We start from the raw sequence: 12,888 nt of genomic DNA, 5'->3' as shown, positions 1-12,888 counted from the left end.
AAGGGGGAACGAGCTACAGTTATCCACAGTCGGCGTTCACGATGCCGGCCTCCGTCCCCGGGTCAAAGTTCAACCGGCAGGGTGGGTCAGAATTCAACCGGCGCCGACATGCGACCGCAGCAAGGTAAGCCTTGTGCTCGGGTCGCACGCGCAGACGCAGCTCGCCGGCGTCGGCGCGGTCCACGAGGTGAAATACGAAGATCATTCGAATGCTCCAAAGAGGTTGGTGGTGCGACGCACGAGCAGCGGCGGCCGAATGCTGAAAATCTTGAATGCGGCACCTTCGGTGCGCATCCGGATCCGGCACCGCACCCGGGTCGGACTCGACATGGACATCAGGCCGAAGCGCTGCGGGGAGATGCCACGCCCGCAGTTTGCGGCGCAGCAACGTTCGCTGCCGCAGGATTCAGCACGAAGCGGAAGTCCAGCGTGTAAAAGGGCACGTCGCTGGTGCCTCCATCGGGGGTCGCACCGGGCGGGTGTTCGATCCAATCGGCAATGAGAGATGAGCGCACGCCGAAGACGGCGTCCGAATCGAGGTACCGATCGCCGTTGCGAAACACGTGTGTGATGAGCCGGTCAAAGCCGGGGGCCGTGATCAAGAAGTGCAGATGCGCGGGCCGCCACGGGTGGCGGCCCAGTGCTTCAAGCATCCTGCCGACCGGCCCGTCGTGCGGGATTGGATAGGCCTCGGCGCGGATGGTCTTGAAATGGAAGTTGCCTTGGGCGTCGGCGATGAGCGTGCCACGGGCGCGATGTTCATGATCTCCACCGTCGCGGGCGTACTGCACGTCGTATTTGCCAGCGGCATCGGCCTGCCACACTTGCAGCTCGGCGTTTGGCACAGGTTGGCCGTCGGTGCCGATCACACTGCCACGAACAAAGCAGGGCTCACCTTCGGCGCCGTTGGCAACGTCCCCGCCAAGGGGAACCAAGGGCGATCCTTCGACATGGAACGGGCCGAACACGGTTGCCTCGGTGCAGCCCTGGGGCTTCTTGTTGTTCAGGGCGGTCACGAGCATCGACAGGCCGAGCGTATCGGACAGGAGGATGAATTCCTGGCGAACGTCAGTCGTGATGTGTCCTACTTCGGTCAGGAAGCGGATGCCTTTGAACCATTCTTCTTCCGTGAGCTCCACTTCGCGGGCGAAAGAGTGAATGTGCTGCACCAGGCTGGTCATCAGGGTTCGAACCCGCGCGTCCTTGGCGTCAGCGTGCATCGCGATCACAGCACGCGTGATGTTGTCTTCGTCCAGATTTCGCACCGGGTTCTCCTGATTCCTTGACTGCGGAGAACTATAGAAATCGCGTCACGGCGCACCAAGGGTCCCTGGCGGAAACATCGTTTCCACCGGCAGGAAAACAAAGGGTTTCCCCTTAAAGCGCGAACAACGGTATCAACGAGTCGTCACGACGATCTTTCCAGCAGCCGTGCCGTTCTCCATGGTGCGGTGGGCTTCCACGATGTCGTCGATGTGAAAGACTCGCCCTGCCGGCACCGGAAGGGCCCTGGCCGACACTTGGTCCACCAGATCTTGCAAGGGAGTCGCCATGAAGTCACCCACGGCGCCGGAATAGGTGGTCAGCGAGACCGAGGTGGGGATGACGTCCATAGGTGCGAAGTCTGCGAGCGACCATTCGTTTCCTACCATTCCCGCCATGCAGACGATGCCCGCCTCGCGCGTCGAATGCAACGAGTCCTTGAGTGTCGTGGTTCCAACCAACTCGAGGACTTTGTCGACCCCGCCGTCCCAACTGTGTCGCACGGCGTCGGAGATGGCACCGTCGTCCAGGAAGAAGCGATGCGCGCCAGCCTCACGCAATAAAGCCTCGCCAGCGCTGGATCGGGAAGTGGCGCCGACTTCGGCGCCGTGCGCCCTTGCAATCGCGGCCGCTGCGAGGCCCACCGAAGTTGTTCCTCCGCGGATCAACAGTCGCTCCCCCTTTACCAATCGAAGCGCTCGAAAGAGCGCACCCCACGCCGTCTGCAGCATCTCGGGCAGCGCGCCGAGCTTGGCCCAGGCCAGGTCTGTATTGATGGCTCGCACTTGGCCTGCAGGCACCACGGTGAATTCGGCATAGCCTCCGTCAAACTTCCGGCCCATCCCGCCCATGACGGTCGCAACGGTCTGGCCGGACCGGAACTCGCCACCGGGCGCATTTGCCACCGTGCCCACCGCCTCGATTCCCAAGATCCGAGGAAACACGATACCCGGGGAATGGCCTTGCCGGGTAAACAGTTCGGATCGGTTCAATCCGAAAGCCTCCACTCGAATCAGAACCTGACCAGGGCGTGGAGTCGGCACAGGGCGCTGTTCAATCTTCAGGACGTCCGGGCCGCCCGCTTTGTAAATGACGACGGCCTTCATGGTGTCGGACATGGCGCTCCTATTGATCCATCGACACTGGTGCGGGGGTACAGCCGTCGATCATCATTCGCATGGAGTAGCAGCAGTGGTTGCGGCGAGTTGTCCTCAGCGTTCGAGGAACGCCCGGAGGTCTTCGACAAACTTCAGGGGGTTCTTGAACATGAGAAAGTGATCGCCTTGCTCGGCAGAACTGTAGCTGTAAAGCCTCGCGTCCGCGATCACCGACTGCGCCCACTGCTGGCAAGGCAAGTTGTTGCTTTCCTCGCCCGAGAAAATGGCTGCAGGAATGTCTATCTTGTGCCGGACAACGTCACGCCAATCATTGACGGTGTGATCAAAGAGCACGCGCCCCATAGCTTTCGGATCACTCTTGATGAACGCGCTCGCGAAGCGCTGCGAATTCTCGAAGTACGGAGAGTCGAACGCATGTGCACGCTCGAAAGGCTTCATGTCCGTGATGAGCTTGTTGACAGGGCCTCCGGCTGTGAAGGCTGCACCATCCGTTCCGCCGAAGTGGTCGTGCCGCCTGCCTCGAGTCGTTCCGTCTCCGACGAGTCGTCGTGCGAGTAGATCGAAATGGGCTCGTCCACGAAGGTCACCTTGCGCAGCGCGGCGGTGCCGAACAGGTCGATATAGCTCCAGAGAATCGCCGCTCCCATCGAGTGGCCCACGTAGTCGGCAGATCCCGCTCCAATATGAGCGCCGAACTCTTTGAGGTCCATCGAGAAACGTGCGATCCTTGACCCGTATTCGACCTCCTGTGACAGGCCTTGATTGCGGGGATCGAGCACATACACGTGGTAATGCTTGGCCAGCAAGTACATGAGATTGAAGTAGTGGGCGCCATTGCCCGACCATCCCGGGACGAAGATCAGCGGCCTGCCTTCTCCCGCCTCCCAGTATGCAAGCTTGACACCGTCGTTCGTGACGAAGGAGCCGATTCCGAGTCCCTGGAAGTCTGACAACCTTTGCGGCATGCCATCGATCTGATTTGGAAACGTGAAGTCGCTGCCCAAGGCCTCCAGCGCCGGCTTAGTGGGTATCGTCATGGCAGTGTCGCCAACGCTAGCCAGCGGCTTGTTCTGGAGCTTTGCCGTACAGCTTTCCGGCGCCGGCCCAGTCAGAGGGTTTCACATCCTCGAAGATGACGTAGATGTAGTTGGGATCCGTCGCGGTGTGGCGAACGATGCTCTCCGTGATCTCGGCTGCAACTTTTTCCTTCTGGCTGTGGTCCTTGCCTTCGAACCAGCTCACACGAACGACGGGCATGCGGTGCTCCTATAAATGATTAGCGGGGCTCGCGGTACTCCGCGGCCTGAAACGTCAATATTAGTGAAGAATTGGCGTCAATAATCACTTGCAAATTCCTCTCTGAGTAGCCCTGATGGATACATCACTCGATCGCGACCCGTTGTCTGGCGTTTCTGTCTTTGTCACCGCTGCCCGTGCAGGCACGTTTACCGCGGCGGCGAAGCGAATGAGCCTCACAAAGTCTGCCGTGGGCAAGGCGATCTCTCGTCTCGAAGACCGCTTGGGCTTCAAGCTGTTTCACAGAACCACGCGGCTTACTAAACTCACAGCCGACGGCGAGGCATTCCTCGCAGCGTGCGTTTCTGCAATGGACGAGATCGCGGCAGCCCAGGCCGCGCTGTCATCCAACCATCAGATCCTGAGCGGACGACTCCACATCGACATGCCGGTGGCGTTCGGAAGGCATGTGCTGTTGCCCGCACTCATCGACATCACGCGTCCACACCCGGGCCTGAGCCTCACGCTCACGTTCACAGATTCCACAAGCGACCTGCTAAAGGAAGACGTTGACTTGGCAATCCGCTTCGGGGCACTGCCGAACAGCAGCGACCTTGTCGCGCGGCGCCTCGTCACGCAGGAGCGCGTGATCTGCGCTTCACCTGACTACCTCCGCGCGCACGGAGAGCCGGGCAGCTTGGCCGAAGTCCGCGCACACCGGTGCATCGTCGGTTCCGTCAAGGGCCCTCCGCTTGATTGGTTCGTGCTCGATGGGGGCGTCGAGAAACATTTCAGGCCGCCTGCGACGCACCGCCTCAGTGACGGTGAAGCCATGGTGGCTGCCGCGATTGGTGGACTCGGGTTCATTCAGATGCCCATGTCGCTCGTGCGCGGGCCGATTGCCAAGGGGTTGTTGAAGGCGGTGTTGCCATCCTATTCGGTGGGTGTCGAGGTTCACGCGGTGTGGCCCAGACAGGCGCACCTGAGTCCGCGCGTGCGCTACGTTATCGACCAACTCGCGGCGTATGCGGTCGAAGGACGATTGGACTGATTCCGATGCACGTCCAGCGCGTCCTGGTTTTCCAATTTCTGCCTCTGCGCGATCAGGGACCAACGGCTGCTGGGGCTTGCGGCCTTACAAGCACCAAGAGCAGCGAGGCACCGCAGCACGCCATCGCCCCGAGCTGAAGAGGGCCAAGCGGCTCGCCCCGAACGATGGCCCCGGTGACCATCGCCACCATTGGAACCATGACGGTGGACAGCCCTGAGACCGAGGCCGGCATCATGTCGACGATCGAGAACCACGCGATGTTGCCCAGGGCCATCGGCACGATCGTGATGTACGCGATCACGATCATCGAGGTCCACGACGGAACGAAGGGCGTGTAGGAGCCCGTCGCCAGCGCAACGATCAAGATCGGGATGCCGGCGATCAGCAACTGCCATCCGGTCGAGACGATAGGGGCGACCGTGAGCCGCGCGCGCTTGAGGAGCAGTGTGCCGCATGCCCAACCAATGCCCGCCGCGAGACCCAGCACGAAGCCGAGTGGCGCGGACGCATAGCTGTCCCGAGCTGCGAAGGCAAGAAACGCAACCCCACCGCTTGCCAGAGCGACGCTGCACGCAAGCCTCGCCGAAGGTCTCTCACCGAGCACGAGCCACGAAATCAGGGTCGCCCACAAAGGCATAGTGAAGCCGAGAACCGCGGCTTGACCCGAGGGGATGAGGATCGCCGCATAGGTGCTTCCGACGTTCCAGATGACCAGGTAAGCGAGTGCGGCGATGGCAAGAGGTTTGCGCTGCGGCGCAGGCACGTGAACCGACATGCCCTTCGCCCGAGCGACTGCGAGCAGAAGCGCGCCTGACCCCAACAGGCACACGGCACGGAATGACCAGACCGAGACTTCATGTACGGCGAGCGGGAAGAGCACCCAGTTCGTGCCCCACACGGCGGTCAGGACGGCGACGAGCGGCAACATTCCAGCAAGGGATCGAGGGGCTGTGTGGTGGGTCATTTCATGAAAGCTTGTGGCCACGCTCTGCGGTGAACCGTTTGAAGAAAAGCGTCGGGGCGCCCTTTGGTGAGGCCCGGATTCTGCGGGCTTTGGTTTGACCTTCATGCGTGCACGTCTTGTCGCACGGTCGCGCGGCGATTCAGGGAAAACCCTTCGTTTTCCTGCCGGTGGAAACGACGTTTCCACCCAGCCCCCTTGGTGCGTTGCGACGCGATTTCTATAGTTCGAAGCATTCACGGAATCAGGAGACATCGGTGCGAAATCTGAACGAGGACGGCATCGCGCGCGCCTTGGTTGCGACGTTTGCCAACACGAGGGACATGCGCAAGCTGACGCCTCTGAAAGCCGATCGTTCAACCAAGTGGCATCGACTCTCCAGCGAAAGAAATCAATGAAGCTCGACAACACATTTGTGGTGCCTGCGGACATCGACACCGCGTGGCACACACTGCTGGACCTTGAAGCCGTCGCGCCCTGCATGCCCGGGGCCAGCCTGACCGGCTTTGACAGCGATTCGTTCACTGCGGACATGAAGGTCAAGCTCGGCCCCGTGCTCATGACTTACGCTGGTGAGGGCGCGTTTTTGCGCAAGGACGAATCCACGCATACCGTCGAGATCGAAGCGAAGGGCAAGGAGAAGCAGGGCGCCGGTGGTGCAAAAGCCCTGATCACCGTGCAATTGCTTCCGGATGGGCCGAGGTCGACGACCGCGACCATTTCGACAGACCTCACCATCACGGGAAAGGCGGCACAGTTCGGCCGTGGCCTCATGGTCGACGTCTCCAAGCACTTGGTCGCTCAGTTCGCAGCGAATCTCGGGAAAGTGATCGGTTCGCGAAATGTGGCTGCCGCGCCAACCCACGCTCCTGCTATGACGATTGCGGCCATGGCGGGTGCGACGGCAGCCGTCCCGGCCGCCGCACCCGATTCGGTCGCGCCGCAACCATTGGCCAATGAGCCGCTCGACCTCGCCAGCGCCGCCTTCGGTCCCGTGCTCAAGCGCGTGGGGTTCCTGTCTGCGGCCATCGCCATCCTCGCAGCAGCAATCTGGTGGTTCACTCGATAGCAGTTGGACACGCGCACCCTCAACTGCATCACAAGAGGAAGGCAGAACTGGCGTGACCGTCGCACAACTCGTTCCGGATGTGAGGACCCTCAGCGATCGGCTGGAAGCGCGTGATTATTTCGCCGCACAAGGCCTCGCTGCAGCGCTGTTTTGCGCCGTGCGGTTGCCCCAAGCGCTGCTGCTGGAAGGCGAAGCGGGCGTTGGCAAGACACAGGCTGCCAAGTCGCTCGCCGCCACCTTGGGGTCACCGTTGATCCGCCTCCAGTGTTTCGAAGGCATCACCGCCAGTCAAGCCCTCTACGAATGGAACTATCCCCGCCAGCTGCTTGATATTCGGCTCGCAGAGTCGCGCGGCGATTCGCTGGATGGGCATTCCCTGTTCTCGCGAGAGTATCTCTTCCGACGCCCTCTGCTGCAGGCGCTGGAGCACCCGGGCCCCACGCCGGCGGTGCTCCTCATCGATGAAGTTGATCGTGCCGACGAAGAGTTCGAGGCATTCCTTCTCGAGATGCTGGCTGAGGCAGCTATCACCATTCCCGAACTCGGCACCATTCGGGCAGTTGTACCTCCCGTGGTGATACTCACGTCGAATCGGACGCGGGATCTGCACGACGCACTCAAGCGCCGTTGCCTCTACCACTGGATCGACTATCCGGACGTGGATCTCACCACCCGGATCGTTCGGCGTCGCGTGCCGGAGGCGCCACCCGTGCTGGCGGGGCAGATAGCCAACGCCGTACAGCGCCTGCGTGAGTTGGACGTCCAAAAGCCGCCCGGCTTGGCAGAGGCCATCGACTGGGCGCGTGCTGCGCAGCTTCTCGGCATCTCGCTCCTGACCGCCGAAACCACCCATCAGACGCTCGCATCTGTCCTGAAGTACCGGGAGGATCAAGACGTCGCACGCGATCGAGGTCTCGCATGGATCGCCGGAAGCTGAGCGCAGCGAACGATTTGTTCGGGCGACTGATTGGCGCCTTCGGGCACCGTCTGCATGCCGCAGGCGTTCCTGTTGACCCCGATCGCAGCGCGCGCTTTGCCAATGCGATTGCTCTTGCGGAGCCCGATACGGTCGAGAAGCTTTACTGGATCGGGCGCGTGACCCTCCTCACAGCACGCGAGCAGGTAGCCGCATTCGACAGGGTCTTCCAGCAGTGCTTCATGGAAGCATCCACATACGCGCAGACGCTGGACGACGAGCGTCGCCCCGACGAGGTCACGACGAACAAGCCGGAGGAGTCCGCCAGCGATGGTGATGCCGGGTCTTCCGAAACCGGGGACGCCATGTCTGGCGCATCCCAATCAGACCCAGCGCTTCAACCGGACGACTTGCTCACCGAAGCGGCCGCCGCAGCCGGCGATCCCTCCGGCGAGTCCTCTGGTGAGGACATTCCCACAGATGCCGTGCTGAGGATGAGCGCCGAAGAGCGTCTGGCAGTAAAGGATTTCGCGGCTTGCACTCCCGCTGAACTGGCCATGCTGGCGCGTGCAGTCGAACAGCTTCGCGTCATGCCTCCGCTTCGTTGCACGTCGCGTACGCGCAGTGGCCGCAAGGGCCGCGGAGTCGATGTGCGTGCCACGATCCAACTGTCTTGCCGAACGGCTGGGGAGCCCTTGATCTTGGTCCGGAACGAGCGTGTCATGCGAGCACGAAGGGTGGTGCTGATCGCAGATGTTTCCGGATCGATGGAGTCCTTTGCCAGGCTCTACCTGCACCTGATGCGGGGCGCGGTGCAGGCGCTCAAAGCTGAAGCGTTCGTCTTCGCGACCAGGCTCACCCGACTGACGAAGGTTCTCGGCAGTCAACACCCGAGCGCCGCCTACCAGCGCGCCTTGGAGATCGCCCCGGATTGGGCCGGAGGAACTCGTATCGGGCGGGCACTCGCCGACTTCGTGGATCAGCATGGTCGACGCGGGGTTGCACGCGGCGCGGTGGTGGTCATCGTCTCCGACGGCTGGGAGACGCAGGACGTCCGGCTGGTCGAGAGTTCCATGCACGAACTGTCGCGACTGGCGCATCACATCATCTGGATCAATCCGCGCAAGGCAGCCGAGGGCTACCAGCCGTTGGTGGGTGGCATGGCTGCCGCGCTTCCTTATGTCGACACCTTCGTGCCGGGCCACACCTACAGAGCCCTTGAGGACGTCGTTGCGGCCATCAGCGAAGCCACGCGTCGGTTGGGCAATCGCAGGACGTCACCTGATCATTCAACCGCAGCACAGAGGAGACAAATGACACCTGTTCATGTTCCGAGTCAGGCGCCGGGTGTACGCAGCAAGCAAGTGCCTGTCCATCCATCAACAACACCCCACAGAGGAAGCAGAAGATGAAGCCACCCAAGTTCGAATATGTGCGCGCCAGTTCTGTCGGAGACGCTGTCGCCGCGCTGGATGAGCACGGCGACGGCGCGCGAATACTGGCCGGAGGACAGAGTCTCATTCCCATGATGAACCTGCGGCTCGCTCGGCCCACGCATCTGATCGACATCACGCGCATCCCCGATCTGGATCGGGTGGAAGAACAAGCTGACGGTGTCGTGGTCGGTGCGGCGGCGCGCCATTCCGAAGTGGAAGGCAGCGAGGTCGCCAGGCGTGTGTGTCCGCTCCTGCCTGAAGCGCTGAAGCTTGTCGCTCACGAGACAATCCGTCATCGTGGCACGGTTTGCGGAAACCTCGCGCATGGCGATCCCCATTCCGAGCTTCCAGCCGTTGCAGTGGCGCTTGATGCGTTGTTCACGATCGCGGGGTCGTCTGGCCAACGCCAGGTACCTGCAACCGAGTTCTACTTTGGTCCGTTCATGACGGCAGTGGGACCCTCCGAAATGGTCACAGCGGTCAAGTTTCCTGCGATCCCGAAGTCGGCGGGTTATGCAATCGCAGAGTTTGCACGAACGCATGGCAACTTCGCCGTTGCCGGAGCCGTGAGCATCATCGAACTGGACGCCGGCGGGGCGGTGCGTCGCGCGGCGGTCAGCCTCTTCGGCCTCGCAAGCCAGCCGCTGCGTGCTTCGCAGGCCGAACAGTTCCTGCTCGGCAAGATACCAACGCCGGAAGTCATCGAAAAGGCGGCAGCCGCAGCGCTCGAGGGCGTCGAATGCAGCGAGGACATGCACGGGTCCGCAGCCTACCGCGCAAACATCGGCCGCGTCTATGCGGCAAGGGTCATCAGCACCGCCGTCGCGCGTGCAAATGGAGGAGAACCAAAGTGAGCCAATCTGAAAAGCACGACATCATCCTGGTGGTGAACGGCACGAAGCAGGCAGTCAGCGTCGAGAGTCGATCGCTTCTTTGCGATGTCCTGCGCCGAGACCTGGGCCTCGTCGGGGTACACACCGGCTGCGAGCATGGCGTTTGCGGCGCGTGCACCGTCCGGATCGATGGCAAGTCCGCGCGCTCGTGCATCACGCTTGCTGTGCAGGTCGACGGCAGTCGAGTCGACACCGTGGAAGGGCTGGCCAATGGAACGGCACTCCATCCGGTTCAGGAGGCGTTCTGGCGCTGCAACGGTCTTCAGTGCGGCTTCTGCACACCCGGCATGCTGATGCGCGTAACGGAGTTCCTGGAGACGAATTCCAATCCGACGCGCGAGGAGGCTCGCGAGGCGATCGCGAGCAATCTTTGCAGATGCACTGGCTATCAGCACATCGTTGATTCGGTGATGGAAGCAGCCGGCAGACTGCGCGGCGAAGAATGGTCTGCGAAGGCCGGCGTTCCGGCTTCGGAGCTGCGCAATGCAGCAAAGGAGACACAGTGATGAGCATGCAAGGTATGAAGCAACTGCAATGGATCGGGCGATCCATTCCGAAAGTTGAGGACCGCAAGTTCCTCATGGGGCAAGGAGGCTACGTCGACGACCTCGACCTTCCGAACATGCTGCACGTCGCCGTCGTGCGCAGCCCTGTGGCCCACGCTCGCATCTTGAGCTTCGACACGTCGCGCGCGCTCGAACTTGACGGTGTGGTCGCCGTCATTACGGGCAAGCAGGCCGCGGAGCTCTGCGATTTCATGCCGGACTTCAACCCGGAGCCCAACCTGCACAAATGGCGCGTCCTGGCCGACGAGAAGGTCAGGTTTGTCGGCGAGGGAGTGGCGGTGGTCGTCGCCCGGAGCCGTTACATCGCCGAGGATGCGCGGGAACTGGTCGACGTCGAGTACGAGCCGCTGCCCGTGGTTCCGAATGCCCGGGCCGCGATGCTTCCAGGGTCGGCGTTGCTCCACGAGAAGATGGAATCCAACGTGGCGCTGGACAGCACGCTGTCATTTGGTGACGTCGATGGCGAGTTCGCCCGCGCCGACATCGTGGTGCGCGAGACCATTCGCTGGGGCCGGACATCGGCACAGCCGCTGGAAACGGTGGGCGCGGTCGCCAACTTCAACACAGCCACCGGGATGTTGACAATCAACTCCAATTCGGTTGCGCTCACCAACTTCGCATTCCTCGTTGCGGGGACTCTGAAGGTGCAGAGCAACAAGCTGGACTTGATACCGATGCCAGCCGGGGGCAGCTTTGGTGCGAAGTTCTGGGCAGTGCGGGTGGCCATCACGGCGGGCATGTGCTCGAAGTTCCTCGGCAAGCCGGTCAAGTACGTCGAAGACCGACTCGATCACGCAGTCAGCTGTGACCACCACGGTTCCGAGCGCGAGTACGAGATCGAGTTGGCGATGACGAAGGAAGGCGAGTTCCGTGCGATCAAGTTCGACATCATCGATGACTACGGCGCGTACTTCCAATTCGGCCTCGGCACACACGGCAACGCGATGTCACAGGTGATCGGCCCGTACAACATTAAGGCGGTTTCGTACCGGGCCCGCGGTGTGCTCAGCAACAAATGCCAGCAGGGCGCGTATCGGGGATTTGGCTCCGAGGTTCATAACTTCGCGATGGAGCGCATCGTCGACAAGGCGGTTCGGGAGCACGGCTTCGACCGGATCGAACTCCGGCGTAGCAACTTCATCCAGCCATCGCAGTTCCCCTTCAAAATTCCGGGGGGGAACGTCTATGACTCCGGCGACTACGAAGGGGTTTTGCGGGAGGCACTCGGCCTTGGCAAGCTTGATCATTGGCGTGCCGAGCAGACGAAGGGCAGAGCTGAAGGTCGCTACATCGGTATCGGTGTGACGACCTGCCAGGAGCGCAGCGTCTACGCCGCGAACGAGTGGTGGTTCTTCCGCCGCAGTCCGGCCATGGGCGTGTCGAGCGTTCCCGAGAGCATCTCGCTCAGCGTCGATGCACTCGGTGCCGTATCGGCGACGCTCTATTCCACCGCGTTCTGGGGCAACAGTCCCGAGACGGTGGTGGCTCAGGTGCTGGGAGAGGAACTCGGCGTCAACCCGGATGACGTGAGCTTCAGCTACGCGGGAACGGCCAAGGGACTTCCGGCCAGTGGCCCGGGTGGAAGTCGATTTACCGTGATGATCTCCGGTGCCGTTCAAGGAGCCGCTGCGAAGATACGGGCGAAGGCATTGAAGGTCGCTGCGCACATGATGGAGATCAGCGAGAACGACCTCGAGTACGTCAACGGCGGCGTTCAGGTAAAGGGCGATGCTGGCAAGCGGTTGGGCCTGGCGGAGATCGCCATCATGCCGCGCTTGTTCAAGCACCAGTTGCCAGACGACATCGACAGTGGCTTCGAGGCCGACATGGTGTTCGACCATCCGTACACGACGCTCCCGACTGCCGACCGCAGCGATCTGGGTGTCTATTACCCGATGATGGCGCACGCGGCGCATATCGCCGTGGTGGAAGTGGACGTGCAGACCGGCGCGATCAGTTTCCTCGACTATGTGGCCGTGCACGATTGCGGTACCGTCGTGAACCCGCGCTCGCTCGATGGTCACGTGATCGGCGGACTGGCCCAAGGCGTCGGCCAAACGCTGCTCGAAGAGTACGTCTACGACGAGGAGGGCCAGATTCAGAGTTCGTCTCTGATGGACTACCTGATCCCGTCAGCCATGGAGGTGCCGGAGGTGCGCCTCGGTCATCACGAAACACCGTCGCCCTTCACGCCCTACGGTATGAAAGGTGGTGGCGAAGGCGGCCGGATGCATGCGCCGGGCGCCATCGCCAGCGCAGTCGACGACGCGCTCGCGCCGCTCGGTGCAAAGCGTGCGACCTACCTTCCGTTGACGCCGGAACGGGTTCTCAACCTGATCGCAGAGCGCTGAAGGCGACGTCCGGATGGTCGTGAGTCCA

At 62.0% G+C, this 12,888-nt stretch carries 14 protein-coding genes; 8 read left to right on the top strand and 6 right to left on the bottom strand.

The annotated features are described in order from the left end of the window. Positions 1 to 335 precede the first annotated feature (335 nt). The 5 genes from WKW79_RS32165 to WKW79_RS32145 all read right to left on the bottom strand — a co-directional run bounded on the left by WKW79_RS32165 (position 336) and on the right by WKW79_RS32145 (position 3,638). Positions 336 to 1,265: an intradiol ring-cleavage dioxygenase gene (locus tag WKW79_RS32165; RefSeq protein ID WP_340339301.1), complete on the bottom strand. Its 930-nt coding sequence runs from the start codon at positions 1,263 to 1,265 to the stop codon at positions 336 to 338. Between the two features lie 132 nt (positions 1,266 to 1,397). After that, a complete protein-coding gene (locus WKW79_RS32160) occupies positions 1,398 to 2,381 on the bottom strand; it encodes a zinc-binding alcohol dehydrogenase family protein (protein WP_340339300.1) in 984 nt (327 codons plus the stop codon). A 93-nt stretch (positions 2,382 to 2,474) separates the two neighbouring features. Beyond that, positions 2,475 to 2,819 (bottom strand): alpha/beta fold hydrolase, encoded by a 345-nt coding sequence (locus WKW79_RS32155; RefSeq protein WP_340339299.1) that lies wholly within the window; start codon positions 2,817 to 2,819, stop codon positions 2,475 to 2,477. Beyond that, entirely contained in the window at positions 2,816 to 3,418 is a 603-nt protein-coding gene (locus tag WKW79_RS32150; RefSeq protein ID WP_340339298.1) for an alpha/beta fold hydrolase, read from the bottom strand. The genes WKW79_RS32155 and WKW79_RS32150 overlap by 4 nt, the downstream gene beginning before the upstream one ends. Before the next feature lie 16 nt (positions 3,419 to 3,434). After that, positions 3,435 to 3,638: a tautomerase family protein gene (locus WKW79_RS32145; protein ID WP_340339297.1), complete on the bottom strand. Its 204-nt coding sequence runs from the start codon at positions 3,636 to 3,638 to the stop codon at positions 3,435 to 3,437. A 115-nt stretch (positions 3,639 to 3,753) separates the two neighbouring features. On the opposite strand from WKW79_RS32145, the gene WKW79_RS32140 reads away from it, so the two are divergent. Then, positions 3,754 to 4,668 (top strand): LysR family transcriptional regulator, encoded by a 915-nt coding sequence (locus WKW79_RS32140; RefSeq protein WP_340339296.1) that lies wholly within the window; start codon positions 3,754 to 3,756, stop codon positions 4,666 to 4,668. 52 nt (positions 4,669 to 4,720) lie between these two features. On the opposite strand, the gene WKW79_RS32135 is transcribed toward WKW79_RS32140, so the two are convergent. Then, entirely contained in the window at positions 4,721 to 5,596 is an 876-nt protein-coding gene (locus WKW79_RS32135; protein ID WP_340339295.1) for a DMT family transporter, read from the bottom strand. A gap of 290 nt (positions 5,597 to 5,886) precedes the next feature. Between WKW79_RS32135 and WKW79_RS32130 the strand changes: the two genes are divergently transcribed. The 7 genes from WKW79_RS32130 to WKW79_RS32100 are packed head-to-tail and all read left to right on the top strand — an operon-like array spanning position 5,887 to position 12,860. After that, the gene (locus WKW79_RS32130; protein ID WP_340339294.1) at positions 5,887 to 6,027 is read left to right on the top strand and encodes a hypothetical protein; all 141 of its coding nucleotides are present in this window, start codon (positions 5,887 to 5,889) and stop codon (positions 6,025 to 6,027) included. Further along, positions 6,024 to 6,698, top strand: coding sequence for an SRPBCC family protein (locus WKW79_RS32125; protein ID WP_340339293.1), 675 nt, complete (start codon positions 6,024 to 6,026; stop codon positions 6,696 to 6,698). The genes WKW79_RS32130 and WKW79_RS32125 overlap by 4 nt, the downstream gene beginning before the upstream one ends. 52 nt (positions 6,699 to 6,750) lie before the next feature. Further along, the gene (locus WKW79_RS32120) at positions 6,751 to 7,635 is read left to right on the top strand and encodes an AAA family ATPase (RefSeq protein WP_340339292.1); all 885 of its coding nucleotides are present in this window, start codon (positions 6,751 to 6,753) and stop codon (positions 7,633 to 7,635) included. Beyond that, entirely contained in the window at positions 7,617 to 9,026 is a 1,410-nt protein-coding gene (locus WKW79_RS32115) for a vWA domain-containing protein (RefSeq protein WP_340339291.1), read from the top strand. The genes WKW79_RS32120 and WKW79_RS32115 overlap by 19 nt, the downstream gene beginning before the upstream one ends. Next, complete coding sequence (locus WKW79_RS32110; protein ID WP_340339290.1) at positions 9,023 to 9,904, top strand: FAD binding domain-containing protein; 882 nt, start codon at positions 9,023 to 9,025, stop codon at positions 9,902 to 9,904. Before WKW79_RS32115 ends, WKW79_RS32110 begins: the two co-directional genes overlap by 4 nt. Continuing rightward, positions 9,901 to 10,449: a (2Fe-2S)-binding protein gene (locus WKW79_RS32105; protein ID WP_340339289.1), complete on the top strand. Its 549-nt coding sequence runs from the start codon at positions 9,901 to 9,903 to the stop codon at positions 10,447 to 10,449. Before WKW79_RS32110 ends, WKW79_RS32105 begins: the two co-directional genes overlap by 4 nt. Next, entirely contained in the window at positions 10,449 to 12,860 is a 2,412-nt protein-coding gene (locus WKW79_RS32100; protein WP_340339288.1) for a xanthine dehydrogenase family protein molybdopterin-binding subunit, read from the top strand. The genes WKW79_RS32105 and WKW79_RS32100 overlap by 1 nt, the downstream gene beginning before the upstream one ends. Positions 12,861 to 12,888 lie beyond the last annotated feature (28 nt).

It is taken from the genome of Variovorax robiniae (assembly GCF_037889955.1).
Lineage (GTDB): Bacteria > Pseudomonadota > Gammaproteobacteria > Burkholderiales > Burkholderiaceae_C > Variovorax > Variovorax robiniae.
The sequence above is the reverse complement of the archived record's forward strand: the minus strand, read 5'-3'. Positions and strand labels throughout refer to the sequence as shown.

Excerpts from the sequence above, each read along its gene's own strand:
- WKW79_RS32145 (WP_340339297.1), bottom strand. The coding sequence starts at position 3,638 with ATGCCCGTCGTTCGTGTGAGCTGGTTCGAAGGCAAGGACCACAGCCAG.
- WKW79_RS32140 (WP_340339296.1), top strand. The coding sequence starts at position 3,754 with ATGGATACATCACTCGATCGCGACCCGTTGTCTGGCGTTTCTGTCTTT.
- WKW79_RS32155 (WP_340339299.1), bottom strand. The coding sequence starts at position 2,819 with ATGAAGCCTTTCGAGCGTGCACATGCGTTCGACTCTCCGTACTTCGAG.
- WKW79_RS32150 (WP_340339298.1), bottom strand. The coding sequence starts at position 3,418 with ATGACGATACCCACTAAGCCGGCGCTGGAGGCCTTGGGCAGCGACTTC.
- WKW79_RS32110 (WP_340339290.1), top strand. The coding sequence starts at position 9,023 with ATGAAGCCACCCAAGTTCGAATATGTGCGCGCCAGTTCTGTCGGAGAC.
- WKW79_RS32115 (WP_340339291.1), top strand. The coding sequence starts at position 7,617 with ATGGATCGCCGGAAGCTGAGCGCAGCGAACGATTTGTTCGGGCGACTG.
- WKW79_RS32160 (WP_340339300.1), bottom strand. The coding sequence starts at position 2,381 with ATGTCCGACACCATGAAGGCCGTCGTCATTTACAAAGCGGGCGGCCCG.
- WKW79_RS32135 (WP_340339295.1), bottom strand. The coding sequence starts at position 5,596 with ATGTTGCCGCTCGTCGCCGTCCTGACCGCCGTGTGGGGCACGAACTGG.
- WKW79_RS32125 (WP_340339293.1), top strand. The coding sequence starts at position 6,024 with ATGAAGCTCGACAACACATTTGTGGTGCCTGCGGACATCGACACCGCG.
- WKW79_RS32100 (WP_340339288.1), top strand. The coding sequence starts at position 10,449 with ATGAGCATGCAAGGTATGAAGCAACTGCAATGGATCGGGCGATCCATT.